The organism is Piscibacillus salipiscarius JCM 13188, from assembly GCF_001311865.1.
GTDB classification, from domain to species: Bacteria; Bacillota; Bacilli; order Bacillales; family Alkalibacillaceae; genus Piscibacillus; species Piscibacillus salipiscarius.
In genome coordinates this window covers 1-26,721 of sequence record NZ_BBCD01000015.1, presented here as the reverse complement: position 1 = coordinate 26,721, position 26,721 = coordinate 1, and the positions used below count along the sequence as shown (strand labels likewise).

The window sequence follows — 26,721 nt, the reverse complement described above, 5'->3', positions numbered from 1 at the left end:
ATAGGTGTCACCTCCTTAGTTTTGGATCAAGGGCATCTTGAAGACCGTCTCCTAGTACGTTAAAAGCAAACATCGTTGCTGAAATGAAAAACGCTGGGAAGAACAAGCGCCACCAATGTCCAGATATAATCGTTGTTAGTGAATCATTGGCCATCACACCCCAGCTTGCAAAGGGGCTTGAGATACCAAGACCTAAGAAACTTAAAAATGCTTCGGCAAATATGGCAGTTGGAACCGTTAAGGTCATTTGGACAATAATAGGTCCCATCGTGTTGGGCAAGAGGTTTTTCCGAATGATTCGGCTCGTTTTAGCTCCAAATGATTTAGAGGCATGGACAAACTCTAGTGTTTTTAGTTGTAAGACTTGTCCACGAACAATTCTTGCCATTCCAACCCATCCAGTAAGAGATAGAGCTAGAATAATCGTAAATAAACTAGGACCTAAAACGACAAGTAACAGAATAACGATTAATAGATAAGGTAAACCGTAAAGGATCTCTACAATTCGCATCATAATATTATCGGTTCTTCCACCTTTATAACCTGAAATTCCTCCATAGATGACACCGATAAAGAAGTCGATAAAAGCCGCAACAAGCCCCACAAATAATGAGATTCTTGCACCATACCAAGTTCTAGTAAAGACATCTCTTCCCAAGTCATCAGTCCCAAACCAGTGATTAACAGATGGTGCTTGGTTTTGCACGGCAAGGTTTTGTCCATTTACCGTGTAAGGAGTCATATATGGACCAAAGATTGCATGATACCTAGTAAAACTAAGAAGAACAATCCTCCCATAGCCATTTTGTTTTTCTTTAAACGTTGCCACGCATCTTGCCAATATGATAAGGAAGGACGAACAACTTCTTCCTGATTAAGCTCTTTTTGTTCAAGAGGTTGTAACCATTCTACGGGGATTTCCTTAGGATTAAGCTGATTGTTTTGGTGTTTAACTTGTTGATCCATTCTAATCCCCTTTCTCATCGTGTATTTTAATTCTCGGATCTAAAATGCCGTAGGTAATATCGACTAAAAACAGCATGAAGATTAAAAAGGCACTGTAGAATACGGTTGTCCCCATAATTACGGGATAGTCACGTTCATTAATGCTTTGTACGAAATATTGTCCCATTCCAGGAATGGCAAAGATTTTTTCAATGACAAATGTCCCCGTTAAAACACCGGCAAGTAGCGTCCCTAAAATGGTTACAACTGGCATTAAAGCATTTCTTAATGCGTGTTTAATAATGACCTTATAAGGTGAAAGGCCCTTTGCTCGCGCCATTTTAATATAATCTTGTGTCAGCACTTCTAGCATGCTTGACCGAGTTAGCCTAGCAATAATAGCCATTGGTCCAGTTGCCAGCGCAATGGTTGGTAACACCATATGCATTGGAGATTTCCATGTCGCAACAGGAAAAATGTTATAATTTACAGCTAGTTGTTGGATGAGTAATGTTGCCAAAACAAAGTTAGGAATTGAAATACCTAAAACAGCAATTGTCATAGCCATATAGTCAATAATCCCGTTATGCCTTAAAGCTGCTAAAACCCCTAAAGCAATACCTGAAACTAAGGCAACTAGAACAGAAATAATCCCAAGTTCTGCTGAGATTGGAAACCCTCGGCCTAACAATTCATTAACTGTTGAATTGGGCTTTTTGATTGACGGCCCAAAGTCAAACGTAGCGATCGATTTTAAGTAATGCATATATTGAACGACTGGTGGGTCATCCAAGTTAAAGTGAGACTTTAAATTTTCTTGCACTGCTTCATTAGAAGTCTTATCTGCAACACTATTAAACGGGGAGCCAGGAATGGACATCATTAATATGAATGTCAGTGTGGCAATAATCCAAATAGTTAAAAGTGCCATTAAAAAACGCTTGATTATGTATCGAAACAACTTACTCCCCCCTTAATTAAATGTTGAATTCATGGCTAATTCTGTCATGACCACCATGGCACGGTATGCTTCTAATATATCTTTAGCCTCAAATTTTACGATACAACTATTTGGTTCGATTTCGGTACCGGGCATAATCGCAGCCCACTCCGCTTGACCATAGTTATTAAATTCAATTCTGAAAGTTGGTTGTTTTGGAGGAGTTAACGGGTCAATTCGATTTAATAGATTAATAGCTTCAATGGTTTTCTCTCTTAAAAGTTCTCCAGATTTCTTCGGTGTCAATGATTTTACGGCCTGTCTCGTAATTGAATACTTAACAGGTGCTGTTACGACATTAGGTATAAGCTGCTCTGCTTCATGAGATGCACAATCATCACCACCAACTAAGATGACAGGTACATCATAGTAACCAGCAACGTACGCGTTTAAACCTAATTCTCCAACGGCCGTATCATTGACGTAGAAATTACGCACACCAAAAGTCATCGAATGAGACATGACTCCAGGTTGTCCAGCACGGGCGTGATAGCCTAGAAAGATAGCTCCTTGATAAGAATCATCCAGGCTTTCCACCATAGAGTAACGCTTAACACCGCCTGTGATCAGCTCAGCTTCTTCATATAATTCATCAACAAGTAAATTATTCATTTTAGAGTGGCTGTCATTAACTAAAAATAGTCACAGCCATTATTAAAAGCGGTTTCAATAACGTGGTTAGCTTCTTGGGTCATAATCCGCCTTGCACGTTCATAGTTATGGAATTGAGGGTTTACAAACGTATAATCGGGTAAACCAGTAATACCTTCCATATCCACAGACATATACAATTTCATATATAGTAAGCTCCCTCCATGATGTAAAAATATTTATTTTAATGTATATAAATTTACCAAATATTTAGAAAAAATCAATTTTTTCATCAGATTATATGGTGGAAATTTTATCACTTTAAAAAAAGCGCTTTCTCATATACAATAGTTAGTAACAGAATTTTCACATAATATGAAAATTTTGTTTTAAGTTATGTGTTTAAGGAAATTGTTATTTAAATTAAAAAATAGTTGAGGTGATAGAATGGCAGAAGAAGTAAAAGAATTACAAGGATCAAATGGACAACACAACTTGGACAACTACAAACAAACTTATGAAAACTTTGACTGGGAAGAAGCAAAAAAAGCTTTCTCATGGTATGACACAGGAAAAGTTAATATTGCCTATGAAGCTATCGATCGACATGCAGAAAACCCTAATAAGAAAGATCAAGTTGCTCTTCATTATGTAGCACCTGATCGGGAAGAAAATTAACATTTGAAGAACTTAGCAAGCAGAGTAATAAATTCGCAAATGTATTGAAAAAGCAAGGCATTGAAAAAGGTGACCGTGTCTTCTTGTTTATGCCGAGATCACCTGAGTTCTATGCTAGTTTTCTAGGAATTCTAAAAGTAGGTGCAATTGCTGGTCCTTTATTCGAAGCGTTTATGGAGCAAGCTGTTCATGACCGCCTTGAAGATAGTGAAGCGACTATGCTTATTACGACACCTGACCTACTTTATCGTGTACCACAAGATCAGTTACCTGATTTAAAGAAGGTTGTACTAGTCGGTGATTCTAAAGATATTGAAGATGGTTATATTGACTATCATGAAGAAATGAAAAATGCTAGTGACGATTTCGATATTGAGTGGGTTGATCTAGAAGATGGAATGGTCATTCACTATACATCTGGATCACTGGTAAGCCTAAAGGGGTATTCCATGTTCATAACGCTATGATTCAGCACTATCAAACAGGAAAATGGGTTCTAGATTTACAAGAAGGTGATGTGTACTGGTGTACAGCCGATCCGGGCTGGGTAACTGGTACGAGTTACGGTGTATTTGCCCCTTGGTTAAACGGAGTTACTAACGTTGTAGTGGGAGGACGTTACGCCGGATGCTTGGTATAAAGCATTGGATCAATATAAAGTCACTGTTTGGTACTCTGCACCTACCGCTTTCCGTAAATTAATGAGTGCGGGAGAAGAGGTTGCTAAAAAGTATGATTTATCAACGGTACGCCATATTCTAAGTGTCGGCGAACCGTTAAACCCAGAAGTCGTTTATTGGGGCTTAAAAGCATTTGATCGCCGTATTCATGATACATGGTGGATGACAGAGACTGGTGCTCAGCTCATTTGTAACTATCCGACAATGGAAATTCGCCCTGGTTCCATGGGTAAACCAATTCCAGGAGTAGTGGCGTCGATCGTGGATGATCAAGGAAATGAATTACCACCTAATCGTATGGGGAACCTTGCGATTAAAGAAGGTTGGCCAGCCATGATGCGTGCGATTTGGAAGCGCCCTGAAAAATATGAAAGCTACTTCTTAAATGGTTGGTATGTATCTGGTGATAGTGCCTATCTTGATGAAGATGGTTACTTCTGGTTCCAAGGTCGTTTAGATGATGTTATTAACACATCAGGTGAACGTGTTGGACCATTTGAGGTCGAAAGTAAGTTAATTGAGCATGAAGCGGTATCAGAAGCAGGTGTTATTGGTAAACCTGACCCTGAACGTGGAGAAATTATTAAGGCGTTCATTTCATTAAATGAAGGCTATGAAGAATCAGATGAATTACTAGAAGATATTCGTCAATTCGTCAAAACAGGATTAGCAGCACACGCAGCACCTCGTGAAATGGATGTTACAGATTCAATTCCAAAAACGCGTAGTGGTAAGATTATGCGTCGTCTGTTAAAAGCTCGCGAACTAGGCTTGCCTGAAGGTGATACGTCTACATTAGAAGAATAAGATTATGTTAGGGTGTCCTAAAAAAATTAGGGCACTCTTTTTGGTTGATCACCGTAAATCGTTTATAATTCAATTAATGAACAACAAGATAGAAAGCAGTGATGTTATGTTTTCAATTATTCAGTGGTTTATATTTTTACTGGCCAATGCAGTGGCCATTCCAATCGTTATTGGATCAATCTTTCAAATGGATACAATGGCCATTATGCTACTTATGCAAAGAACCTTTTTGTCATTGGCATAGCGTGTTTCTTACAAGGGTGGCTAGGGCATAAGTTACCAATGTTGATGGGCCTGCAGGATTATGGGTAAGTACGTTTGCTGTATTTGCGGCGAGTGTGGGCTCTACAGGTGCTGCAGGGTTAGAGGCGTTACGAATGCTTGAGATGGGGATGATCTTAACCGGTGTTTTACTAATCTTATTTGGGGTATTTAAGATATCAGGTAAAGTTATTTCATATTTTACACCTTTAGTAACAGGGGTTTTTCTGACTTTACTAACATTTCAATTAAGTGGCACCTTCCTTCAGGGAATGTTTGGTTTATCTGACCAAGTGACGACGGCGCAATTAGATGGCTTTCTGATTGCAATGGTCACATTTATTGCAGTTTTAGTTTTTTCTAATTTCTTTAATGGCTGGGTTAAGAGCTATGCTGTGCTATTAGGCATTGGGTTAGGCTGGATTTTATTTGTCATGTTTAAAGATTCAACAACTAAGCTTACGACACAAAATTGGCTATCAATGCCTGAATGGTTTGCGTGGGGAACACCTCAGTTTGATTGGAGTATTGTACCAGTAGCGGTGTTAACCGGACTTATTTTATTATCCAATATTGTAGCTTCACTTTCAGCTGCTACGGAAGTCATTGAAGGAAAGTCAAACTTCTCTGTCAGCCAGATGAATCGTGGAAGTTTTATGCTTGGTGTGAACCATGGAATTTCAGGAATTTTTTCAAGTGTAGCAGTTGTTCCTTTAGCATCATCAGCGGGTTTTATACAATTAACAGGCGAAAAGCGTAAAAGTCCATTTATGTGGGCATCGATGTTATTAATTTTAGTTGCATTTTTCCCACCTATCATATCCTTCTTAGCTGGAATTCCATCGCCTGTAGCTAATGCTGCGTTACTTGCAACTTTCGTTCAATTGATGGGATTAGGACTAAGAAATCTATTCGCAGATGGACTTGATCATAGACGATTAACCATTATTACAATTTCTCTGCTTCTAGGTTCGGGGTTGATGTTTATTCCTTCTGAAGCATTTGCAGAGTTACCTGGAACGGTAAGACAAGTGATTAGTAACGGGATGTTAGTTGGTACAGTATTGGCCGTATTTTTAGAACAAATATGGAAAAATGAAGATAGAAATAAACAAGCAAGTACATAATATAAATATGCTGATATAAGTAGGTGATGGAGTGGAACAAAAGATCTATGATTTTATTGGGATAGGAGTAGGACCTTATAATTTAAGCTTAGCAGCTTTAACAGAAGATATGGAAGATCTTGATCGGATCTTTTTCGACCAGACACCTAAGATGGAGTGGCACCCTGGAATGTTAATTGAAGGGGCCGATTTACAAGTGCCTTTTATGGCTGACTTAGTAACATTTGCAGATCCTACAAGCCGGTTCAGTTATTTAAATTATTTAAAAGAGCACGATCGGCTTTATAAGTTTTTCTTTTTTCAAAAGTTAGAGGTTCCTAGAAATGAATACAATGATTATTTGCAGTGGGCAACGGATCAAATAAGCGGGGTCTATTTCGGTAAGAAAGTGGTTGATGCCATTGATCATTCAGACGACCATGGAAGTTACTATGAGCTCATTATTCTAGATACCGACACGAACGAAACGGATTCTTATTTTGCTAAGCATATTGTCACGGCGACTGGAAGTGAACCTTTAGTGCTTGAGTCCATGCAAGGTTTTCCGAATGAAGATGTGCTTCATACGAGTCGTTATTTATTTGAGAAAGAAGCATTAATGAAATCTGATCACATCACCATTGTCGGCTCAGGTCAAAGTGCAGCTGAAATTTTTTATGATTTACTAGAAGAACGTGAAAACTATGAGTTTCATTTGAGCTGGCTCACGAGATCAGAGGGGATTTTTCAATTAGAAGCGGCAAAATTGGCCAAGAATTCTTTGCGCCTGACTATGTCGATTATTTTCACCAGCTTCCACTAAAAAACGTAAAGAAGCCTTAGATACGCTAGACCCTTTAAGAAATGGGATTGATTATAGTACACTAAATGGCATCTATGAAATGCTTTATCATTATTCTGTTGGCGGTCATGACCCGAAAATAACGATTCAGCCATTAACTGAAGTAAAGCGCATTGAGAAAAACGATCAAGGCTATTTACTTAAAAGTAAACAATGGCAGGAAGAAACTGAATTTGATTATCAAACTGAAAAAGTGATTCTAGCAACCGGTTATAAACCTAATATTCCTGACTGGTTTATGAAACGATATGAAGATGAGGTTGTTTGGGAAGATGAAAAACTGTTCAAAGTTAAGCGGAATTATGAACTAACTTTTAAAGAACCTAAAGAGAATAAATTCTATATTGTCACCAACTTAGAACACTCTCATGGCACTGCCGCAACTAATTTAGGTCTTGCGGTTCAGCGCAATATGGAGATCATTAATGATCTAACAGGTGAGATGAGATTTAACACTCAAAAATCGCAGATCTTTCAGCAGTTTTTACCTAAGAACGATTAAATGTTTAATCTTATTTGTAGCGGGAATGCATAAAAATGTAAGCAACATTTGAATCCTATATTATGTCTAAAGGAGGCATTGAACATGGGTAAAAAATAGCATGCTTAATTACAAATATGTTTGAAGACAGTGAGTATACGGAGCCGGCTAATGCTTACCGTGAAGCAGGGCACGAGGTCGTAACCATTGAAAAGGAAAAAGGTAAAATTGTTGAAGGTAAACAAGGTGAGGCAGAGGTAGAAATCGATGCTGGAATAGATGAGGTTAAACCTGAAGAATTTGATGCATTGTTTATCCCTGGTGGTTTTTCACCTGATATATTACGTGGTGACGAACGCTTTGTCTGGTTTGCAAAACATTTCATGGAGAACGACAAACCTGTCTTTGCCATTTGTCACGGACCGCAGTTATTAATCACTGCAAAGACATTAGATGGTAGAATGGCAACAGGCTTTAAATCCATTCGTGTTGATATGGAGAATGCTGGTGTTAACTATAAAGATGAAGAAGTAGTCTCTTGCCATGATCAACTGATTACAAGCAGGCAACCAGATGACATTCCGGCATTTAATAAAGAAACGTTAAGAGTATTGGAAAAGTAATCTTATAAATATAAAAGGCTCAAACTTAAGGTTTGGGCCTTTTGCAATTATAAACTTTGTTTTACATACAATAATAAAAAGGTTAAAAGGGATGATATGATGATTGTTTCCACTCATGATGACAAATATCAATTATTTACTCAACATAATCATTCAATCTTAAGTGGACAGTTTGTACCGTATTGGCGCGATGATTTATTTATAGGTCATGAATGGTTTAAAGATGTGCAAATAGCTATAAGAGAACATGACAAGGCCTGGATTCCGCTTGATAAAGAACCTATTTGGAACGATGAAAAAGAAATTCCGCACTCTTTTATGGATTATCCAACAGAACCCAAATTAAAAGCTTATACAAATGGGGCCACAGAAGTGGAACAATTATCTCCTTATGCAGGCTACTTAAACAGCCTACATTTCCTGTCGTTTTTATAAACAAAAATCGACAGATTCTAATATTTCTCGGTTTATTTCCCGGGAAATTGACAGACAGAATCATCTAAGAAATAGTTTAGAATTAGAAGGTTTAGAAGAACAAGTCGTCGATTTCCATTTCAATTTACTTCAATTTTGTGATGACTTATCACTATACATCTGTTTAAATAAACCGAATACGTCTAAAGAGGATGAAATATTTATGTTTAAAGATGGCTTTAGGCAAAAGTTTTCGGGACTCCGCCAACAAATGAATGCCCACTGGATTAATGAAGAAATAATTAAGGTGAGTCCATTTCCATTTAAAGCTTCTTTTAAGGTATCAATTCCTTATGTTGAAATAACTCAAAATGAAATAGTTCAATTTGGGTTAGCAAGTGCATATGGGCGTGCTAAGGAACAAGTCCGAAACGTTACAATCTCTGACTAATAATTGTTAAAAAATAAAGCAGTTGAAATACACATAATTGTGCACTTCAACTGCTGTGTCTAATTTAATTTCCTAATATTAAACTGGTCATTAAGCATATACCAATTCTGAGGAAATGCTAAACCGAGTTTCCAGTAACTAATGCCTCTTAATTCTAATTCTTTTATAAGGTCAAACTTAGCTTGGATGGACCTTGCATCCTCAAACCATACCTCATGTTGATTACCATTTTCATCCCAGTAGAAAAAGTATGGTGCTTGAGCTTCTTGATCAAACTCAATTTCCTGATTATATTCCCTTGCTCGTTGAATTGCTTGGTTAGGACTTAACGCTTCTGCAGGATCTCCGCCTTCTTGAAATGGTAATGTCCAGTCATACCCATATAAATTTTGCCCGAGTAGAATTTTCTCAGCTGGCATTTCTGTTAAGGCATACTCAACCACACCTCTTACTGGTTGAATTGGCGAAACAGCCATCGGTGGTCCGTAGCTATATCCCCATTCGTAAGTCATTAACACGACAAAGTCTACAATTTCTCCATGTGCTTGATAATCATGAGCTTCGTACCATTGCCCGGTCTGTTCCGCGCTTGTTTTCGGAGCCAAGGCAGTTGAAATCATCAAATTATTGGCGCTCAGACGTTCTTTGGCTTTTCTTAGAAATTGGTTATATTGTTCTCTACTATCCGCTGGTAGAAATTCGAAATCAAAGTGAACATCCTGGTAACCGACTTCGTTAGCTGTTTGAATAATTTCATCAAGTAATGTGTTTTGTACATTCTCATCAGTGACAATCAATCTTCCTAAATCTTCACTAAATTGCCCGTCTTCAATATTAGTGACCGCTAGCATTAATGTTGCATTATTTTCAGCTGCGATTGCTGGAAAGTCATCTAATGGAGGGGGAATGAGCGTTCCATCACGATTAACTTGATAACTGAACGGAGCTAAATAAGTTAAGTATGGACTTCTGGCTCTTGCAGATTGCTGAAGGGTTTCGCTAACGGTATCTCCTATCGGCTCAATATACGCATTACTTGTAATGTCCGTCTTTTCAGGTTGTGGGATTTCTAGTACTTGGCCGATCTGTAATGGTGTATTGGGATTTAGATTATTATAGTTAGCTAGCTCTTGTGGTGTTGTATCAAAGCGGTTTGCTATTGAGTAAAAACTGTCTCCTCGTTGCACAGTATAAATGTCTGTTGGTATAACTAATGCCTGACCTATGACTAAATCCTCCGGTCGGTCTAAGCCATTAACTTGAACTAGTTCATCAATGGTTGTTTGATACTGATTAGCAATCGAGTAGATGCTATCGCCTTGCTCAACGATATGAATTAACAACGTTGTGCACTCCTTTCTAACTTTACCTAACTTAAATGTATGATTAAAAATTAGGCTTATGCTATCCATGATTATGGTATGATACTATTGGTAAGAGGTGACAATGATGCATGAAGAGTTTATGAAAGAAGCAATCAAAGAGGCTAAAAAAGCCGAAGAAATTAATGAAGTACCCATAGGTGCTGTGATTGTGTATGAAGGAAACATTATTGCTAGAGGGTATAATAAACGCGAGACTTTACAACGAAGTGATGCCCACGCTGAAATGATAGCGATCAAAGAAGCGAATGAGCATATCGGTAGTTGGCGTTTAGAGGAGTGCACCCTATATGTTACTCTTGAGCCTTGTCCAATGTGCGCTGGTGCGATTGTCCAATCGAGAATCCCTCATGTCGTGTTTGGGGCAAGCGATCCCAAAGCAGGTTGTGGTGGTACATTGATAAATTTAATGCAAGAAACAAGGTTTAACCACCAAGCAACTGTAGAAGAAGGGATTTTAAAAGAAGAATGCTCACAGTTATTAAAAGATTTCTTTAAAAAATTGAGAAACAAATAAAAGCTCCTGCAATAAATTTGCAGGAGCTTTATTCGTCTAATTTATTCTTTTTGTCTGATTTATCTGTACTCTGATCCTGGATGATGCCTTTTCGGATTTTCTTCTCTTCTCTAAGATCTTCTAAAGCTGCATAAATTCTAGCACGTTCTTGTGGTAAAGAACCGTCTTTTAGTTCTCGATTTAGTGCGTAAATTAAACAACCAATCATAAGGAACATGATTAGCATGAATGGGAAACCACCCACTACAGCAGCTGTTTGTAAGGCACCTAAACCACCAGCAAGTAGTAGAACGGCAGCGAACCCACCTTCAATTATACCCCAAATAATACGTAATCCTAGAGGTGGGTTTTCATTACCCTTAGATGTAAGCATTCCAATCACATACGTACCTGAGTCGGCTGATGTAATAAAGAATACCGTTAACGAAAGCATCGCAATGATAATTAGTACACTAGAGAATGGGAATGTATCAAGTAAAGCGAAGAAACCTTGTGCTTCGTCTTCACTAACTGCATTCCAGATACTTGATTCTTTAAAGTGTTCTAAGAATAAACCAGCACCACCAAATACACTGAACCAAACAATACTAATAACAGTTGGAACTAATAGGACTCCCATTGTAAATGAACGAATCGTACGCCCTCTAGACACACGTGCAATGAAAGCTCCTACGAATGGAGCCCATGAAATCCACCATGCCCAGTAGAAAATTGTCCAAGCATCGTACCAACCTTCAGTTCCTTCACCGGCAGCATCAATTCCAAATGACATCTTAAAGATGTTTTGAATGTAACCACCAGTAGAATGTGTTAATGCTTCCAGAATAAATAATGTTGGCCCTAAAATTAAAACGAATAGAAGTAGTAAACCAGCAACACCAATGTTTGCCTGACTTAACCATTTAATACCTTTATCGATACCTGAAGTAGTTGATAGAATCGCTAAACCTGTAACGACCAAGATAATCATTAACCAAAGTCCTGTGTCATTAGGTATTCCGAATAATTGTTCAAAACCACCACCGATTTGCATAACACCTAAACCAAGTGAAGTCGAAATACCGAATAGAGTCGAGATAACACCAATTATGTTAATCGTATTACCCCAGAACCCATTAAGCCTTTTTCGTCCTAGTAATGGTTCTAACGTTGAGCTTAATAGCATAGGTAAATTTTTACGATAAGAAAAGTAAGCTAATGCTGCTGCTACAATTGCATAGACTGCCCATGGGTGTAAGCCCCAATGGAAGAATGAATATTGCAATGCTTTATGAACGGCTGCAGGTGTTTCTGCTTCACCATGTGGTGGCCACATGTAGTGGTTAATAGGTTCAGAAACGCCCCAGAATAGTAAACCAATACCCATACCAGCACTAAATAACATAGCGAACCATGCAGGTGTGGAATAAGCTGGTTTTTCGTGATCATCCCCTAATTTAATTTCACCAAGAGGACTAATCATTAAGTATATGGCAACAATTAAGAAAATACTGCCACCTAAAATAAATGACCAACCTAACGTTTCGACGACCCAAGTAAAGGTCTTATCAACATACGTACCAAATTTATCATAAAAACGCCGAAAGCTAGGAAAATGAGAGCGATAATAACGGACACTATAAATGCAGGTGTCTTAATCGCTCCACTGAAAGAAGTAATTCCTTTAGGATTTTCTCTCATAAAAATTAAACTCTCCCTTTTTTAGATTTTGTAAAATTTTCATGACTGACATAATGACGTAAAAAAACATCTAAACGACTTAGATGTTCCACTCTCTTGAATAGAGTATATATGGTGGGTTTAAAAAAAGCACATTTGCGAATGTAACGTATTTAATAAGATTATGCAAGTCTAACAAACTACAGCAGCCTAGTATATTTGTCTTATACCCTATCTTTTAGCTTATAAACTTTTATAACATTTTTATTAGAGAAGTGTTACATAATATGGAACTAAATCATGATTGCATTTTAGATAAAAACGTACTATACTTGTAATTGCTGTGCTAGGTGGGGAGGTAGCGGTGCCCTGTAACCCACAATCCGCTAAAGTGGGGCTGAATCCCTATCTAAGGTGAAGTGATTTTAAGGTCTGCCGTAAGTGAGCAGTGTTGACATTTGGGTCCTATGCAACGAGAACCCGTGAACCCTGTCAGGTCCGGAAGGAAGCAGCAGTAAGCGGTCATTCTTGTGTGTCGTAGGATAGCCTAAATCGAGCTGTGATCTTACGTAACGCTTATGAATCACTTCATCGAAGATAGGTGCACAGTTACATATTATATTACCTCAAGGTATTTCCACTCTCAAACCAGATCTTTCGAAACCATTGCTTTCTTACTTCAATTCTATGTTTCATAATCTTCATTAATTAATTTTGAAATCATACTTCTGAATCGGTTATAATAAAATAGAGACTTTAGAAGGAGAAGTTTGTCCATGGCATATCAAGCATTATATCGTGTGTGGCGACCTCAGAAATTTGAAGATGTTGTCGGACAATTACATATAACAAGAACTCTACAAAATGCAATGTCCCAGCAAAAAGTCGCTCATGCCTATTTGTTTTCTGGCCCTCGAGGTACAGGTAAAACAAGTGCAGCGAAGATCTTTGCGAAAGCTATCAACTGTAAGCAAGCACCTGTCAAGGAACCTTGCGGGGAATGTGACGCTTGTGTGGGCATACAAGATGGTTCTATTTCGGATATTATCGAAATCGACGCTGCATCTAACAACGGTGTTGATGATATTCGTGAGATTCGAGATAAGGTTAAATATGCCCCGAGTGCTGTGGATTATAAAGTTTATATCATAGACGAGGTTCATATGCTGTCTCAAGGTGCCTTCAATGCCTTATTAAAAACACTCGAGGAACCGCCAAAGCATGTTATTTTTATTTTGGCAACCACGGAACCACATAAAATTCCACTAACCATTATTTCACGTTGTCAGCGTTTTGATTTTAAACGAATCACACATCAAGTTATTGTTGAAAGAATTAAGCATATATTAGATGAAGAAGATATTCAGTACGATGATCACGCTTTAATTCATGTTGCTCTAACAGCTGAAGGTGGTATGAGAGATGCACTCAGTTTGTTAGATCAAGCGATTGCCTACAGTGATGACACTCATATCGACATGGATGATGTGTTAGCTGTAACAGGTTCCATTTCTCAGGAAAGACTATTATCTATGGTAGATTCGCTTCGTCATGGAGAGGCTAAACAAGCGCTCAATCATTTAGAAGAAAGTATGCAAGAAGGTAAAGATCCTAACCGTTTTATTTTTGATTTTATCCATTTCTTGCGTGACTTATATATGTATTCAAGCTCGCAAAATATGCAAGATGTGTTAGTGCGCGCTATACCTGATGAACAGTTTAAAGATACTGCTAGGGAAATGACGAATGATTGGCTAGAACAGTCCATCGATATCCTGAATCAGACGCAGCAAGACATGAAATGGACAAACAGCCCAAAGGTACTACTTGAAATTGCATTATTAAATATCAATGAATTACAAGCTAAACAACATACTTCAAGTGACCAAGGTTCGGTGTCAGCTGAACTCGTACAACAAATTTCGCAATTAGAAAAAGAACTAAACAAGCTTAAAGAACAAGGTGTGACTGCACAAACTCAAGAGTCTGCACCTAAGCGTAAGGCGCCACAGTCACGAGGTAATAAATACAAAGTACCTTATGAAAAAGTGCGTCATACATTATCAGAGGCAACAAAAGATGATTTGAGAAATGTTAAGTCTAACTGGGCGACTTTTATGGATAGTTTAAAACAAACTAGTCCTCCTGCAAGGGCAAAGCTAGTTGATAGTACTCCAAGAGCAGCTTCGCCTAAATCACTCATTTTATCTTTTAAATATGAAATTCATTGTGCATTAGTTTTAGAAAATCAAGAGATGATTGAAAATGCTTTATCAGAGTTTATAGGAAAAAGGCTAACCATTATACCGATTCCAGATACTGAGTGGGAAAGTATTAGAGAGGATTTTCTAAGTCAACAATCTTCTGAGGAAACAAAGGAGTCTAATGCTTCTGAATCTGAAGAGGAGCCGTTTATCTCAGAGGCTCGAAAGTTAGTCGGTGATGAGCTTTTAGAAATAAAGGAATAAGCTAAGTTAAATATAATGATTATTTTTAGGAGGACTTAATTATGAAAGGAATGGGTAACATGAATAACATGATGAAACAAATGCAAAAATGCAAAAGAAAATGATGAAGGCTCAAGAAGAGTTACACGAAATGACGTTCGAAGCTACTGCTGGTGGCGGAATGGTAAAAGTCGTTGCAAATGGTAAAAAGGAAATTACAGATATTGAAATAAACGAAGAAGTGGTAGATCCTGATGATGTGGATATGCTTCAAGATTTAATCATCGCTGCAACGAATGACGTATTAGGTCAAGTTGATCAAACAACGAATGATAAATGGGGCAATTTACACAAGGGATGAATATACCAGGTTTCTAGGAGGCTTGCACCATGTATTATCCAGAACCGATCTCCAAACTGGTTGACAGTTTTACCAAATTGCCAGGTATAGGGCCGAAAACGGCAGTTCGCCTGGCTTTTTTGTGTTAAACATGAAAGAAGATGATGTGCTTGATTTTGCAAAAAATCTAGTTAATGCTAAGCGTGAATTGACTCACTGCAGTGTGTGTGGTCATATTACTGATACAGACCCTTGCCGTATATGTGGTGACACTGAACGGGATGGATCTGTTATTTGCGTGGTTCAAGATCCTAAAGACGTTATTGCTATGGAGAAAATGAAAGATTTTCAAGGTAAATATCATGTTCTGCATGGTGCTATTTCTCCAATGGATGGTATTGGACCCGAAGATATCAATGTTTCATCCTTAATTGAAAGGTTAAAAGATGACGAAGTACAAGAGTTAATTCTAGCAACCAACCCCAATGTTGAAGGGGAAGCAACGGCTATGTATATTTCTCGTTTGGTCAAACCTTCGGGGATTAAGATTTCGCGTATCGCACATGGTCTGCCAGTTGGCGGAGATTTAGAATACGCTGATGAAGTTACATTATCAAAAGCATTAGAAGGTAGACGATATTTATAAAGTAAAAATTCCTTTCCTAGTTCTACTATAACGCTTACAAGCATACGTTAAAGTAGGACAAGCGAAAGGAGTTTCGGTATGGATCCAATAGTTGTCATTTTAGCCGTTGTTGCTTTAATGGTATTATTGCTTTTCTTTGGTAGGCCTTTAAAAATTATACGATTAACATCATTCGGTGTTATCAAAATTGTGATTGGCGCATTATTTATCTTTTTCGCCAATGTATTTGGGGCGATGTTCGGTCTCCACATTCCGATTAACCTCATTACATCAGCGATTGCTGGGTTTTTAGGTTTCTTTGGGGTAGGAGCCTTAATCTTAATTCATTTGATGATTCTCCCATAATAAGTAGTTAAACCGTAGACAAAAGTCTACGGTTATTTTTGGCAGGAAAACTAACATTATATAGAGAAAAGATTAAAGATAGAAATATTAGGGAGATGATAGTATGAAAGAATGGAGCATTGTCACTAAACCTAGTTACCGTTCCGTAGGACTGAAATGGGAAGGAACGTTTCAAGAGATTCCAAGTTTAAAGCGTGTCATAGAGGACATGAAAGGTCGTGCTTATGAGTTAGAGTATAAGATCAATCCATCCGTTCAGTTGGGGTTATCCTATCATACAGTTGAAGATGGTTTTGCCCATTACTCGGTTTTTGAAGTTTCAGATGAGCAAGAGGTTCCAGTTGGAATGGTTGAGCTTCAAGTGCCTGAATGGTCTTACATGTACACAGCACATCACAAAGGTGATGATGTTGTACAAACTTATAACTATCTACATAACTGGTTGGCAGAAAGTGACTACGAAGTGTTAAAGGAAGAAGGGTGCACTTATTACGATCCTCATATGCCGATTAAACACGAATATTATCCAATCGACCAGGATCCAAACGACCCACATTTTGATATTTTTATTCCCGTAGTGAAAAAATCTTAGTTTTTTTCATAGATTTAAGTATAAAACTAGATTCATCTGTCCATCCTAGTTGATGGAGGTGAGAAACTTGGCACAAAAATCTATGAAACAATGTAAGGTTTGTGAAGAGTGGAAGGAAGACGGCATTTATTTACTTATTTCATTTATTTGTACGAGTTGCGAGAAGGAAATGTTAGAAACGGACCCACAAGATGAACGGTATCAATATTATGTGGATCGATTAAAACGTAGTCAGGTTTCAAATCTATTAATACAATAATTTAACTGAAGAGCGCCGGTTGGTTGCTCTTTTTTCTTTTAATAAGTGAAATGAAACTAACGCCCATAGGAAAGGGATATTCACCCATAGAAATAGAAAACACACTCATAGAGCTTGCATCATCATCTATAGAATCACTCCTCAGGCTTGCTTACCCTTTATGACCTAGCTCCCATCATGGTAAGATAATTGAAGAGGAGAATGATGATGGATCAAAATCAAGCGCCTTTATTTGAGGCTTTGAAAAAACATACAGAACATAATTCTGTGTCCTTCCATGTACCAGGGCACAAAAGCGGAAAGGTTTTTACTAGTGAAGCTGAGTCGTTTCATAGTTTATTACCTTATGATTTGACAGAACTTCAAGGCTTGGATGATTTACATCAGCCAGAGGGACCGATCAAACAAGCCGAATTACTAGCTTCAGACCTTTATCAAACAGATCAGACTTTTTTCTAGTAAATGGCTCGACGGTTGGGAATTTAGCTATGGTCTTAAGCGTGTGTAAGCAGGGGGATGCTGTTTTAGTCCAGCGAAATAGCCATAAATCAATCTTTAATGCACTAGAATTAGCAGGTGCAAGGCCGATCTTTATCTCACCAAAATTTGATCAGAGAACGGAGCGTTACTCTTATATAGATTCCAATGATATTAAACAAGCGATTGAAGGTTATTCTGAAATCAAAGCATTAGTCTTAACTCATCCGGATTATTTTGGAACGACTTATGATTTATCGTCCATTGTTGATATTGCCCATAAGAACTCGATTTCTGTCTTGGTTGATGAAGCGCATGGAGCGCATTTCCCGCTCAGTGATCAGTTCCCTAAATCAGCACTTGAAGCAGGAGCTGACATAGTTGTTCACTCAGCTCATAAATCACTCCCAGCTATGACGATGGGTTCATTTTTACATATTCAAAGCTCTAAAGTTTCACATGAAACAGTTAAAAATTACCTACAAATGCTTCAATCCAGCAGTCCATCTTATCCAATTATGGCTTCGTTAGATTTAGCTAGGCAATTTGTTTCTCAATTAACCGAGACGAACGTATCTACCATTATTAAAAATATCAACGAATTAAGAATCAAAATTAACGAACTGCCATATTTACGAACTAAAAAGGTAGAAAACAGAATGGATGATCCGTTAAAAGTAATTGTCTCATCGAATGAGTATAACCTTCACCATTTTGAAGGCATTTTAAATCATCATCACATCTTTCCTGAAATGGTTGAAAACAATCAAATGTTGTTTATGGCTGGTTTAGATCTTAATCCTATTCAGCTAGACTGGATTGACCAAATTAAAAATAGAGAAAATAACATCAGAAAACTTGATAAACGTGATACAATAACTTTGGAACAAGCGACTATAAAATCGTTAGATTATAGCTATAATGAACTGAAAAGTTTTAAGGCTAAGTGGGTGGACTGGGAGAGAGCTGCAGGTGAAATCGCGGCTCAAGCTGTGATTCCTTACCCACCAGGTGTTCCTTTGTTATTAAAAGGAGAACGTATTAATCAATATCATATCGCGGCGATTAAACAAGCTTTTAGTCGTGGACAATATATCCAGTATTCTGGTAAGGATTTATCAAAAGGGATTGAAATTTTATTAAAATAAGGGGTTTATCAACGTGTCAGGATTATTTGTTACATTTGAAGGTGTTGAAGGAGCGGGGAAATCATCCGTTTTGACATACGTTTATGAGTATTTAAAAGAAGAAGGGTATGATGTCATTCACACTCGCGAGCCCGGCGGTATTGAAATTGCAGAAAAAATTCGAGAAGTCATTTTAAATAAAGATCATACAGCAATGGATGGAAAAACAGAAGCGCTACTTTACGCTGCAGCTAGACGGCAACATTTAGTTGAAAAAGTCATCCCAGCTTTAAACAAAGGGACAATTGTGTTATGTGACCGTTTTGTAGATAGTAGTTTGGCGTATCAAGGGTATGCACGAGGCTTAGGCATTGATGAGGTTTACAAAATTAACGAATTTGCAATTGATGACTGTATGCCGAATTTAACTATTTTATTTGAACTAGACCCTCAAATTGGTTTAAAAAGAATTGCAGACAATAAGGGCAGGGAGCAAAATAGGCTCGACCTTGAGAAATTAACTTTTCACGAAAAAGTTGCTGAAGCTTACCAAATTCTTAAAGATCGGTTTCATGACCGGATTAAAACGGTAGATGCTGAACAGTCTCAAGAAGCTGTTCAATCAGAATGCTTAAAGATTGTAAAAGAATATCTTTAATAATTGTAGATTTTAGACTAAATTACTGCTAAATCGTCTGACAACTTGTTATAATAGTATAAAAGACGTTTGAAGGAGGAAAAGGATGAAACTAATCCTTGCTGTCGTACAGGATAAAGATGTGAACCGTTTGCAAGATGCTTTAACGGAGAAGGATTTTAAAACAACAAAGTTAGCATCAAGTGGCGGATTTCTTAAGGAAGGTAATACGACTTTAATGGTCGGTGTAGATGATGAGTACGTTGATGCTGCGCTTGAAATTATTCGTGATAATTGTAGTAAACGAGAGCAGATGGTGGCACCGATTTCGCCGATGGGTGGGAATGCCGATTCTTACATTCCAAAGCCGGTTAAAGTTGAAGTCGGAGGAGCAACTGTCTTTGTTTTACCAGTTGATGCCTTCCATCATTTTTAAAGAGGTGCACCTTTTATGAAGATTAATCAGGATGTTAAATCAACTATTGAACCTAATAAAATACAAACGCAAGGGCGAAAAGGCTCTCAAGTATCCTTTCAGCAAGCCGTTAATCAGGAGAAAGGTAAACTGAGAGAATCTCAGCTTCAGCAATTAATGAAAAACCTAACCGACCAAGGGGAGAAAATTGCTCGGTTTCGTTCTTTTGAAGATTTAGCAAAGTATAAGCGTATGGTACGCCAATTTATTGATGAAGCTGTGCAAACGGTTTAACTCTTGAGCAATCAAGAAATTGGAGCATGAATGGGAATCAACAAAACTAACACTAATCAAACAAATCGATGACAACCTCATTCAATTAACAGAAGATTTATTGAATGAGCAAAAATCTTCAATCGAAATATTGGATGTGATTGGAGAGATCAAAGGTCTTCTGCTTAATTTACAGGCATAGTTAGGATGAACGGCGATGACGTCATGGGCTCAATTAGAACAATCTCAACCAGTTGCGACGAAGATGCTTCAAAATAGTATAACGAGAAACCGAATTGCTCATGCCTATTATTTCATGGGCCACCAGGGACTGGTAAGCACGAAGCCAGTCTCTTATTTGCGATGAGATATTTTTGCGAGAATAAACATGAAGGTGAGGCAAACCCTTGCTATGAATGTGCATCTTGTAAACGAATTCAAACGGGAAACCATCCAGATCTGCATTGGATTGAGCCTGATGGGCAGTCCATCAAAAAGAGCAAATTGAGTATTTACAAAAAGAATTTACATACACGGGACTTGAATCAAACCAGAAAGTATATGTCATTAAAGAAGCGGAAAAAATGACTGTGAATGCAGCGAATCGATTGTTGAAATTTTTAGAAGAACCGAGTCGTGAAACAGTTGCCATTCTACTTACAGCACATATTGGACAAATGCTTGATACGATTGTCTCAAGGTGTCAGCGGATTCAGTTTCATAGCTTAACAGATCATCACTTGCAGCAACAGTTAGTTGAACAAGGTTTACCAGAATCGACTTCTAAACTGTTTGCAGCCATGAAGTTGGACTCACAGAAGGCACTTGAAATTCATGAGGATGATTGGTTTGCCGAAGCTAGAAAAATAGTGGTACAATTAATGGATAAGGTTATGAATTCTAGTGAAGAAGGATACCTTTATTTGCATCAAACATACTTAAAACATTTTCAGGGGCGAGAGTCACTAGAATATGGTTTGGAATTATTGCTCGTTTGGTTCCAAGACCTTGTATCGCTCCATTTAGATAAACGAGATTCAATCGTTTTGATTGACCAATTAGAACGATTAGAGAAGTTCCATTATGTTGTATCGTTGTCGGAAGCCAAAAGCCTAATATATGAAATTTTAAATACAAGACGAAGACTAGCACAAAACGTACATCCGACATTAGCAATGGAATATTTAATCCTTAAGTTACAAAGGTGAGGTGAACGTTTTGGTAGAAGTTATTGGTGTTCGCTTTAAAAAAGCGGGTAAAATATATTACTTTGACCCTTGTGAAATTCAGATGACGACAGATGATTATGTCATCGTGGAGACAGTTAGAGGGATTGAGTTCGGAAAAGTCGTCATTGCGAATAAGCAGGTAGACGAAGAGGATGTCGTCCTACCACTTAAAAAGTCATTCGGGTTGCAGATGAAAAGGACAAACTGACTGTAACTGAAAATAAAGAGAAAACAGAAGAAGCCTTTCAAGTTTGTCAGGATAAAATTAAGCACCACAGTCTAGATATGAATTTAGTTGAAGCAGAGTTTACATTTGATCGGAATAAGATTATATTTTATTTCACTGCAGAAGGAAGAGTCGATTTCCGTGAATTAGTTAAAGATTTAGCTTCTATTTTTAAAACTCGAATTGAGTTAAGACAAATCGGTGTTCGTGACGAAGCTAAAATGCTAGGTGGAATTGGTCCATGCGGTCGTATGCTTTGTTGCTCTACATTTTTAGGAGATTTCGAACCAGTTTCGATTAAAATGGCTAAAGATCAAAACTTATCACTAAATCCTGCTAAGATTTCAGGTTTATGTGGTCGTCTAATGTGTTGCTTAAAGTATGAAAATGACCAATATGAAGAAGCTAAACGTGAACTTCCAGATATAGGGGAAGTAATCGTGACAGACAACGGAAAAGGTAAAGTCGTTGGATTAAATATGTTAGAGAAACTCGTTCAAGTTGAACTTTTTGAGTTAGAAAGAGTTGTTGAGTATACATTAGATGAGCTAATTGAAGAAGGGGCGATTTCTGTTCCAGCCACAGAATAATGAGGTGGATGTTTTGAACAAGAAAGAAATGTTAGAACGGTTTTCATTATTAGAAAAACGATTCCAAGAACTCCAAGAAGACTTTGGGACGTTGAAAAAAGATTTGGTACAACTTGTTGAAGAGAACCATCAATTGGCGCATGAAAACCACCATTTGCGTCAACGTTTAGATGAGTTAACGCCAGATTCTGCTAAACAAGACCGGTCGAGTCATGACTCGAGCGAACAGTCCAATGACGCTTCTGTCGGAGAAGGATACGATAATCTTGCGAGAATATACGAAGAGGGCTTTCATATATGTCATGTCTATTTTGGGACTCCTCGTGAGGAAGAAGATTGTATCTTTTGTTTAAAATTCTTTGGTTAGGATAGAAACATAACAATTGGGGAAACGCACCGTCGCCTTAGAACGCACGGTGTGTTTCGTTTTATTTTATACTGAAAGGAAACACTATAATGGTAGAATTACGAGGCGATGAGCGAATTGATTACTTATTAGCAGATCATAAGCGCCGAATTATCCAAAGCGAGTCTGTTTTTGCCTTTTCTATTGATGCGGTTTTACTCGCGCATTTTACATATCTTCCAATAACAAAAGGGAAAATTATCGACCTGTGCTCAGGAAATGGTGTTATTCCATTATTTTTATCAAAGAAATCTAAAGTCCCGATGACAGGTATTGAGATTCAAGAGCGTCTTTATGATATGGCTGTTCGAAATGTTAAGCTAAATGACTTAGAAGACCAAATTAATATGATGAATGAAAACTTAATCGGATTAGCAAAAAAGATCGGCTATCATCGTTACGACTTAGTTACCTGTAACCCGCCCTACTTCAAAACAGAAGATTTGGATAAACGGAATGACAATGAGCATTTAGCGATTGCTCGTCATGAGATTTACTGTACACTAGATGATGTCTTAAAATCATGTAGTGAACTAGTTAAATCGGGCGGGAAGGTCTCAATAGTTCATAGACCAAAACGTTTAACGGAGTTAATTGAATTCGGCCGAAAGTATAAATTGGAACCCAAGAGAATACAGTTTGTACACCCTAAAAGTCACAAAGAATCCAACATTATATTAATAGAATATATTCGCGATGGAAAACCTGACCTAAAAGTCCTTCCTCCAATTTATATCCATGATGAAGATGGACATTACACGGAGAAGGTTGCGAAGATTTTATACGGTGAAGAAGGGAGCAGGGTTCATGGTTCAGATTCAAAAGAGCTTTGATTCAAAGGAGCCAGGCTTATACATTGTGCCCACGCCCATTGGTAATCTAGATGATATGACGTATCGAGCCGTTTCAATCTTACAAAGTGTCGATATGATTGCTTGTGAAGATACGAGACAAACAAAGAAGCTTCTTCATTATTTTAATATAGAAAAGCCACTCATCAGTTATCATGAACATAATAAGTTTGAGAGAGAAGAAAAGCTAATAAACCTTTTAAAAGATGGACAAACAATTGCACTCGTAAGTGATGCAGGAATGCCCATTATCTCTGATCCTGGGTTTGAATTAGTCAGGCGAGTGCGAGAAGAGGGAGTAAATGTAACTGCACTTCCAGGTGCGAATGCGGCCTTAACCGCATTAGTAGGTTCTGGGATCACCTCAGGTTCATTTACGTTTTACGGCTTTTTACCTAGAAAGAAAAAGGAATTAAAAGAGGTTTTTGAGGAACTTGGGAAAGCGAATCATACATTAATATTTTACGAATCACCACATCGAGTTAAACATACGATTGAGGTGATGAATGAGGTGTACTCTTCAGACCGAAAAGTTGTGGTTGCTAGAGAACTTACAAAAAAGTTTGAGGAATACGTTTACGGAAGCTTAGATGAGGTCAGCCTATATATGAAAAGCGAAGATGCTGAACTTAGAGGGGAGTTTTGCATCGTATTAGAGGGGCGACTAGAATTTGAAGATGAGCAGAATAACTGGTGGGAAGAGTTATCTGTAAAAGAGCATGTTGATCATTACGTACGTCAAGGGGATTCGCCCAAAGATGCTATTAAGAAGGTAGCTAAAGAGCGAGGGCAAGCAAAAACAAAGTCTATCAAGCTTATCATGAATAAAAGGTTACAGCATCAATGCTGTAACCTAGGTATTATTTAATATTAAATTTCTTTTGAAGTTCATCAATTAGTTGCTGCGCGCCTTCCTTACTTAAGACAATGTTGCCATTACCTACTGGTTCATTTGAATCAGAGATTTCCCCAGTAATGTCACATGCCATGTAAGGTTTGTACTTTTTAAGGATGATTTTATCGTCATCAACGTAAATTTCTAACGAATCTTTCACATTAATATCTAGTGTACGGCGAAGTTCGATAGGAATGACGACACGACCTAACTCGTCTACCTTTCTTACGATACCAGTTGATTTCATTTTTCTCTCCTCTCGATCATATAATTCGCTATCTTAACGATGATAGATTACCATTGATTATTTTGGAAGTCAATTTAATTTATTCCATTGTTACCATATTTTAATATCTCTTTAATATAGCTTGTAACAACAGAAATTTCCCTTACTTATGGAAATAATAAATTGATATCGTTACAATAGTATCTAGCATCTGTACAATAGTTTACCAAATATCTGAAAAATAGAAAACAAAAATATTTCAAAATACTACCACAAATTAAGGAGGATCTTACCATGCCACAAGAAAAGAATACGTTTTATATCACTACGCCTATTTATTATCCTAGTGGTAACTTGCACATAGGTCATGCTTATACGACCGTTGCTGGTGATGCGATGGCTCGCTATAAACGACTAAGAGGCTTTGATGTTATGTACTTAACTGGTACCGATGAACATGGTCAAAAAATTCAGCGTAAAGCTGAAGAAGATGGCGTTACACCGCAACACTATGTAGATAACATAGTGTCCGGCATTCAAGATTTATGGGAGAAGCTTGATATTTCCCACGATGATTTTATACGAACAACTCAAGATCGTCATAAAGAGATTGTTGAAAAGATCTTTGATCGCTTAGTGAAACAAGGCGACATTTATTTAGATGAATACGAGGGCTGGTATTGTACGCCTTGTGAATCGTTCTTTACGGATCGTCAATTAGAGGATGGTAATTGCCCAGATTGTGGACGTCCAGTAGAAAAAGTAAAAGAAGAATCTTACTTCTTTAAAATGAGTAAATACGTGGATCGTTTGGTTGAGTTTTACGATGAAAATCCAGAGTTCATTCAACCTGAATCGCGAAAGAATGAAATGTTAAATAACTTTATTAAGCCTGGACTTGAAGATTTAGCTGTATCGCGTACAACTGTTGATTGGGGAATTAAAGTTCCAGGTGACCCTAAACACGTTATTTATATTTGGATTGATGCATTATCTAACTATATTACGGCACTAGGGTACAACACAGACAATGACGAACGTTACCAAAAGTATTGGCCAGCTGACGTCCATTTAGTAGGTAAAGAAATTGTGCGCTTCCATACGATTTATTGGCCAATTATGTTAATGGCACTAGATCTTCCGCTTCCGAAGAAAGTGTTTGCGCACGGATGGTTATTAATGAAAGACGGTAAAATGTCGAAATCTAAAGGGAACGTTGTTGACCCTGTCGATTTAATTAATCGTTATGGGTTAGATGCATTACGTTACTATTTACTTCGTGAAGTACCGTTCGGGTCTGATGGTGTCTTTACGCCAGAAGCTTTCGTAGAACGGACCAATTATGACCTAGCGAACGATTTAGGTAACTTACTAAATCGTACGGTTGCCATGATCAATAAGTATTTTGATGGAAATATTCCATCAATTAAATTAGATGAAACAGAGTATGACCAGAACTTAAAGCAAATAGCGAAACAAACAAGAGATGATGTTGAAGAAGCGATGGAAAACATGCAGTTCTCTGTTGCGTTATCGACGTTATGGCAGTTTGTTAGCCGTACGAACAAGTATATTGATGAGAATGAACCTTGGGTATTAGCTAAGGATGAAGCGAAGAAAGACCGTTTAGGTAACGTTATGGCTCATTTAGTCGAATCATTACGTCAAATTGCGGTTATGCTTCAACCTTTCTTAACATCTACTCCTAAAAAATATTTGATCAATTAGGTGTAGAGGATCAAACTTACAAGGTTGGGATAGCTTAAGTGACTTTGGTGTCCTTACAGATGGGAAAGTTGTTAAGAAAGGAACACCAATCTTTCCGCGTCTTGATAATGAAGAAGAAGTTCAGGCCATTAAAGATATGATGGCGAAGACGGCAACGCCAAAAGAAAAGCCCGAAGAAAAAGAAGAAGAATCAAACGAAATAACCATTGATGATTTCTTTAAAGTAGACCTAAGAGTGGCTGAAGTGGTTAAAGCTGAGAAGGTTAAGAAGGCAGATAAGCTGCTTAAGCTTCAGCTCGATGTCGGAGATGAAAAACGCCAAGTTGTATCTGGCATTGCTCAGTACTATCAACCAGAAGAGTTAGTTGGACAAAAGTAGTTTTAGTTGCTAATCTAAAACCAGTTAAACTTCGTGGTGAATTATCACAAGGAATGATTCTAGCAGGTGAGGATGACAATGGAAACTTATCATTAGCATCTGTTGACCAAACACTACCAAACGGAGCAAAAGTTAAATAGTTTTTGAAGGAGGGGCGAGGAATTCGTCCCTTTTTT

At 37.7% G+C, this 26,721-nt stretch carries 23 protein-coding genes, 1 other RNA gene and 11 pseudogenes; 29 read left to right on the top strand and 6 right to left on the bottom strand.

Going from position 1 to position 26,721, the window contains the following annotated elements:
- Positions 1-7: 7 nt before the first annotated feature.
- From JCM13188_RS11015 to dppA, 3 genes and pseudogenes are all read right to left on the bottom strand, one after another.
- Positions 8-966: pseudogene (locus JCM13188_RS11015) on the bottom strand (ABC transporter permease).
- A gap of 1 nt (position 967) precedes the next feature.
- Positions 968-1,906, bottom strand: a complete 939-nt coding sequence (locus tag JCM13188_RS11010; protein WP_279401744.1) for an ABC transporter permease — start codon at positions 1,904-1,906, stop codon at positions 968-970.
- A 12-nt stretch (positions 1,907-1,918) separates the two neighbouring features.
- Positions 1,919-2,742 (bottom strand): annotated as a pseudogene (dppA, locus tag JCM13188_RS11005) (D-aminopeptidase DppA).
- A 241-nt stretch (positions 2,743-2,983) separates the two neighbouring features.
- On the opposite strand from dppA, the pseudogene acsA reads away from it, so the two are divergent.
- From acsA to JCM13188_RS19095, 8 genes and pseudogenes are all read left to right on the top strand, one after another.
- Positions 2,984-4,701 (top strand): annotated as a pseudogene (gene acsA / locus JCM13188_RS11000) (acetate--CoA ligase).
- A gap of 40 nt (positions 4,702-4,741) precedes the next feature.
- Complete coding sequence (locus tag JCM13188_RS19100; protein ID WP_279401743.1) at positions 4,742-4,945, top strand: hypothetical protein; 204 nt, start codon at positions 4,742-4,744, stop codon at positions 4,943-4,945.
- Positions 4,946-5,039: 94 nt separating this feature from the next.
- On the top strand, positions 5,040-6,089 hold the full coding sequence (locus JCM13188_RS10995) for a purine/pyrimidine permease (RefSeq protein ID WP_279401742.1): 1,050 nt from the start codon (positions 5,040-5,042) through the stop codon (positions 6,087-6,089).
- A 31-nt stretch (positions 6,090-6,120) separates the two neighbouring features.
- Complete coding sequence (locus tag JCM13188_RS20965) at positions 6,121-6,891, top strand: SidA/IucD/PvdA family monooxygenase (RefSeq protein ID WP_369404962.1); 771 nt, start codon at positions 6,121-6,123, stop codon at positions 6,889-6,891.
- 40 nt (positions 6,892-6,931) lie between these two features.
- Positions 6,932-7,432 (top strand): annotated as a pseudogene (locus JCM13188_RS20960) (SidA/IucD/PvdA family monooxygenase); the annotation flags it as partial.
- Positions 7,433-7,527: 95 nt separating this feature from the next.
- Positions 7,528-8,034: a type 1 glutamine amidotransferase domain-containing protein gene (locus JCM13188_RS10985; RefSeq protein ID WP_279401753.1), complete on the top strand. Its 507-nt coding sequence runs from the start codon at positions 7,528-7,530 to the stop codon at positions 8,032-8,034.
- A gap of 99 nt (positions 8,035-8,133) precedes the next feature.
- On the top strand, positions 8,134-8,469 hold the full coding sequence (locus tag JCM13188_RS10980; protein WP_279401741.1) for a DUF3891 family protein: 336 nt from the start codon (positions 8,134-8,136) through the stop codon (positions 8,467-8,469).
- Positions 8,450-8,899: a DUF3891 family protein gene (locus JCM13188_RS19095; RefSeq protein ID WP_369404968.1), complete on the top strand. Its 450-nt coding sequence runs from the start codon at positions 8,450-8,452 to the stop codon at positions 8,897-8,899. Before JCM13188_RS10980 ends, JCM13188_RS19095 begins: the two co-directional genes overlap by 20 nt.
- A 59-nt stretch (positions 8,900-8,958) precedes the next feature.
- Here JCM13188_RS19095 and JCM13188_RS10970 read toward each other — a convergent pair whose 3' ends face one another.
- Positions 8,959-10,242, bottom strand: a complete 1,284-nt coding sequence (locus tag JCM13188_RS10970) for a glycoside hydrolase family 18 protein (RefSeq protein WP_054754091.1) — start codon at positions 10,240-10,242, stop codon at positions 8,959-8,961.
- Between the two features lie 106 nt (positions 10,243-10,348).
- Here JCM13188_RS10970 and tadA point away from each other — a divergent pair, with 106 nt between their 5' ends.
- Positions 10,349-10,798 carry a tRNA adenosine(34) deaminase TadA gene (gene tadA, locus JCM13188_RS10965; protein WP_279401740.1) on the top strand — a complete coding sequence of 150 codons (450 nt, stop codon included), beginning with the start codon at positions 10,349-10,351 and terminating at the stop codon, positions 10,796-10,798.
- A 28-nt stretch (positions 10,799-10,826) separates the two neighbouring features.
- On the opposite strand, the gene JCM13188_RS10960 is transcribed toward tadA, so the two are convergent.
- Positions 10,827-12,422 carry a BCCT family transporter gene (locus JCM13188_RS10960; protein WP_279401751.1) on the bottom strand — a complete coding sequence of 532 codons (1,596 nt, stop codon included), beginning with the start codon at positions 12,420-12,422 and terminating at the stop codon, positions 10,827-10,829.
- Between the two features lie 376 nt (positions 12,423-12,798).
- On the opposite strand from JCM13188_RS10960, the gene ffs reads away from it, so the two are divergent.
- The 19 genes and pseudogenes from ffs (at position 12,799) to rsmI (ending at position 24,145) form a co-directional block, all read left to right on the top strand.
- Positions 12,799-13,066: signal recognition particle sRNA large type (ffs, locus tag JCM13188_RS19090), an RNA gene on the top strand.
- 167 nt (positions 13,067-13,233) lie between these two features.
- Complete coding sequence (gene dnaX, locus JCM13188_RS10955; protein WP_054754087.1) at positions 13,234-14,925, top strand: DNA polymerase III subunit gamma/tau; 1,692 nt, start codon at positions 13,234-13,236, stop codon at positions 14,923-14,925.
- A 41-nt stretch (positions 14,926-14,966) separates the two neighbouring features.
- Positions 14,967-15,282: pseudogene (locus JCM13188_RS10950) on the top strand (YbaB/EbfC family nucleoid-associated protein).
- 12 nt (positions 15,283-15,294) lie between these two features.
- A pseudogene (recR, locus tag JCM13188_RS10945) lies at positions 15,295-15,890 on the top strand (recombination mediator RecR).
- A 78-nt stretch (positions 15,891-15,968) separates the two neighbouring features.
- Complete coding sequence (locus JCM13188_RS10940) at positions 15,969-16,235, top strand: pro-sigmaK processing inhibitor BofA family protein (RefSeq protein WP_054754085.1); 267 nt, start codon at positions 15,969-15,971, stop codon at positions 16,233-16,235.
- A gap of 103 nt (positions 16,236-16,338) precedes the next feature.
- A complete protein-coding gene (locus tag JCM13188_RS10935; protein WP_054754083.1) occupies positions 16,339-16,827 on the top strand; it encodes a GyrI-like domain-containing protein in 489 nt (162 codons plus the stop codon).
- 67 nt (positions 16,828-16,894) lie between these two features.
- Entirely contained in the window at positions 16,895-17,086 is a 192-nt protein-coding gene (locus tag JCM13188_RS10930; protein WP_279401739.1) for a sigma factor G inhibitor Gin, read from the top strand.
- 201 nt (positions 17,087-17,287) lie between these two features.
- Positions 17,288-18,240, top strand: a pseudogene (locus JCM13188_RS20955) (aminotransferase class I/II-fold pyridoxal phosphate-dependent enzyme); the annotation flags it as partial.
- A complete protein-coding gene (locus JCM13188_RS20950) occupies positions 18,223-18,711 on the top strand; it encodes an Orn/Lys/Arg family decarboxylase (protein ID WP_369404967.1) in 489 nt (162 codons plus the stop codon). The pseudogene JCM13188_RS20955 and the gene JCM13188_RS20950, both read left to right, overlap by 18 nt.
- 13 nt (positions 18,712-18,724) lie before the next feature.
- Complete coding sequence (gene tmk / locus JCM13188_RS10915; RefSeq protein ID WP_054754075.1) at positions 18,725-19,348, top strand: dTMP kinase; 624 nt, start codon at positions 18,725-18,727, stop codon at positions 19,346-19,348.
- Positions 19,349-19,433: 85 nt separating this feature from the next.
- Positions 19,434-19,763 (top strand): cyclic di-AMP receptor DarA, encoded by a 330-nt coding sequence (gene darA, locus JCM13188_RS10910; protein WP_054754073.1) that lies wholly within the window; start codon positions 19,434-19,436, stop codon positions 19,761-19,763.
- Positions 19,764-19,778: 15 nt separating this feature from the next.
- Positions 19,779-20,036, top strand: coding sequence for a DUF327 family protein (locus tag JCM13188_RS10905; protein WP_054754072.1), 258 nt, complete (start codon positions 19,779-19,781; stop codon positions 20,034-20,036).
- 19 nt (positions 20,037-20,055) lie between these two features.
- Positions 20,056-20,217 (top strand): DUF327 family protein, encoded by a 162-nt coding sequence (locus JCM13188_RS19085; protein ID WP_279401737.1) that lies wholly within the window; start codon positions 20,056-20,058, stop codon positions 20,215-20,217.
- 15 nt (positions 20,218-20,232) lie between these two features.
- On the top strand, positions 20,233-20,382 hold the full coding sequence (locus tag JCM13188_RS19080) for a hypothetical protein (protein ID WP_279401736.1): 150 nt from the start codon (positions 20,233-20,235) through the stop codon (positions 20,380-20,382).
- Positions 20,379-21,223: pseudogene (locus JCM13188_RS10900) on the top strand (DNA polymerase III delta subunit-related protein). Before JCM13188_RS19080 ends, JCM13188_RS10900 begins: the two are co-directional and overlap by 4 nt.
- Before the next feature lie 10 nt (positions 21,224-21,233).
- A pseudogene (locus JCM13188_RS10895) lies at positions 21,234-22,060 on the top strand (PSP1 domain-containing protein).
- Positions 22,061-22,088: 28 nt separating this feature from the next.
- Positions 22,089-22,427, top strand: coding sequence for a DNA replication initiation control protein YabA (gene yabA, locus JCM13188_RS10890; protein WP_054754151.1), 339 nt, complete (start codon positions 22,089-22,091; stop codon positions 22,425-22,427).
- An 89-nt stretch (positions 22,428-22,516) separates the two neighbouring features.
- On the top strand, positions 22,517-23,299 hold the full coding sequence (locus JCM13188_RS10885) for a tRNA1(Val) (adenine(37)-N6)-methyltransferase (protein ID WP_054754069.1): 783 nt from the start codon (positions 22,517-22,519) through the stop codon (positions 23,297-23,299).
- Positions 23,274-24,145: pseudogene (gene rsmI / locus JCM13188_RS10880) on the top strand (16S rRNA (cytidine(1402)-2'-O)-methyltransferase). Before JCM13188_RS10885 ends, rsmI begins: the two are co-directional and overlap by 26 nt.
- A 32-nt stretch (positions 24,146-24,177) precedes the next feature.
- On the opposite strand, the gene abrB reads toward rsmI, so the two are convergent.
- Positions 24,178-24,459 carry a transition state genes transcriptional regulator AbrB gene (gene abrB, locus JCM13188_RS10875; protein ID WP_054754067.1) on the bottom strand — a complete coding sequence of 94 codons (282 nt, stop codon included), beginning with the start codon at positions 24,457-24,459 and terminating at the stop codon, positions 24,178-24,180.
- Positions 24,460-24,732: 273 nt separating this feature from the next.
- On the opposite strand from abrB, the pseudogene metG reads away from it, so the two are divergent.
- Positions 24,733-26,685: pseudogene (gene metG / locus JCM13188_RS10870) on the top strand (methionine--tRNA ligase).
- The last annotated feature ends 36 nt before the right edge of the window (positions 26,686-26,721 follow it).

Excerpts from the sequence above, each read along its gene's own strand:
- JCM13188_RS10885 (WP_054754069.1), top strand. The coding sequence starts at position 22,517 with ATGGTAGAATTACGAGGCGATGAGCGAATTGATTACTTATTAGCAGAT.
- JCM13188_RS10935 (WP_054754083.1), top strand. The coding sequence starts at position 16,339 with ATGAAAGAATGGAGCATTGTCACTAAACCTAGTTACCGTTCCGTAGGA.
- darA (WP_054754073.1), top strand. The coding sequence starts at position 19,434 with ATGAAACTAATCCTTGCTGTCGTACAGGATAAAGATGTGAACCGTTTG.
- tadA (WP_279401740.1), top strand. The coding sequence starts at position 10,349 with ATGCATGAAGAGTTTATGAAAGAAGCAATCAAAGAGGCTAAAAAAGCC.
- JCM13188_RS10940 (WP_054754085.1), top strand. The coding sequence starts at position 15,969 with ATGGATCCAATAGTTGTCATTTTAGCCGTTGTTGCTTTAATGGTATTA.
- JCM13188_RS10905 (WP_054754072.1), top strand. The coding sequence starts at position 19,779 with ATGAAGATTAATCAGGATGTTAAATCAACTATTGAACCTAATAAAATA.
- JCM13188_RS19080 (WP_279401736.1), top strand. The coding sequence starts at position 20,233 with ATGACGTCATGGGCTCAATTAGAACAATCTCAACCAGTTGCGACGAAG.
- abrB (WP_054754067.1), bottom strand. The coding sequence starts at position 24,459 with ATGAAATCAACTGGTATCGTAAGAAAGGTAGACGAGTTAGGTCGTGTC.
- yabA (WP_054754151.1), top strand. The coding sequence starts at position 22,089 with ATGTTAGAACGGTTTTCATTATTAGAAAAACGATTCCAAGAACTCCAA.
- JCM13188_RS20950 (WP_369404967.1), top strand. The coding sequence starts at position 18,223 with ATGGATGATCCGTTAAAAGTAATTGTCTCATCGAATGAGTATAACCTT.
- JCM13188_RS10980 (WP_279401741.1), top strand. The coding sequence starts at position 8,134 with ATGATTGTTTCCACTCATGATGACAAATATCAATTATTTACTCAACAT.
- dnaX (WP_054754087.1), top strand. The coding sequence starts at position 13,234 with ATGGCATATCAAGCATTATATCGTGTGTGGCGACCTCAGAAATTTGAA.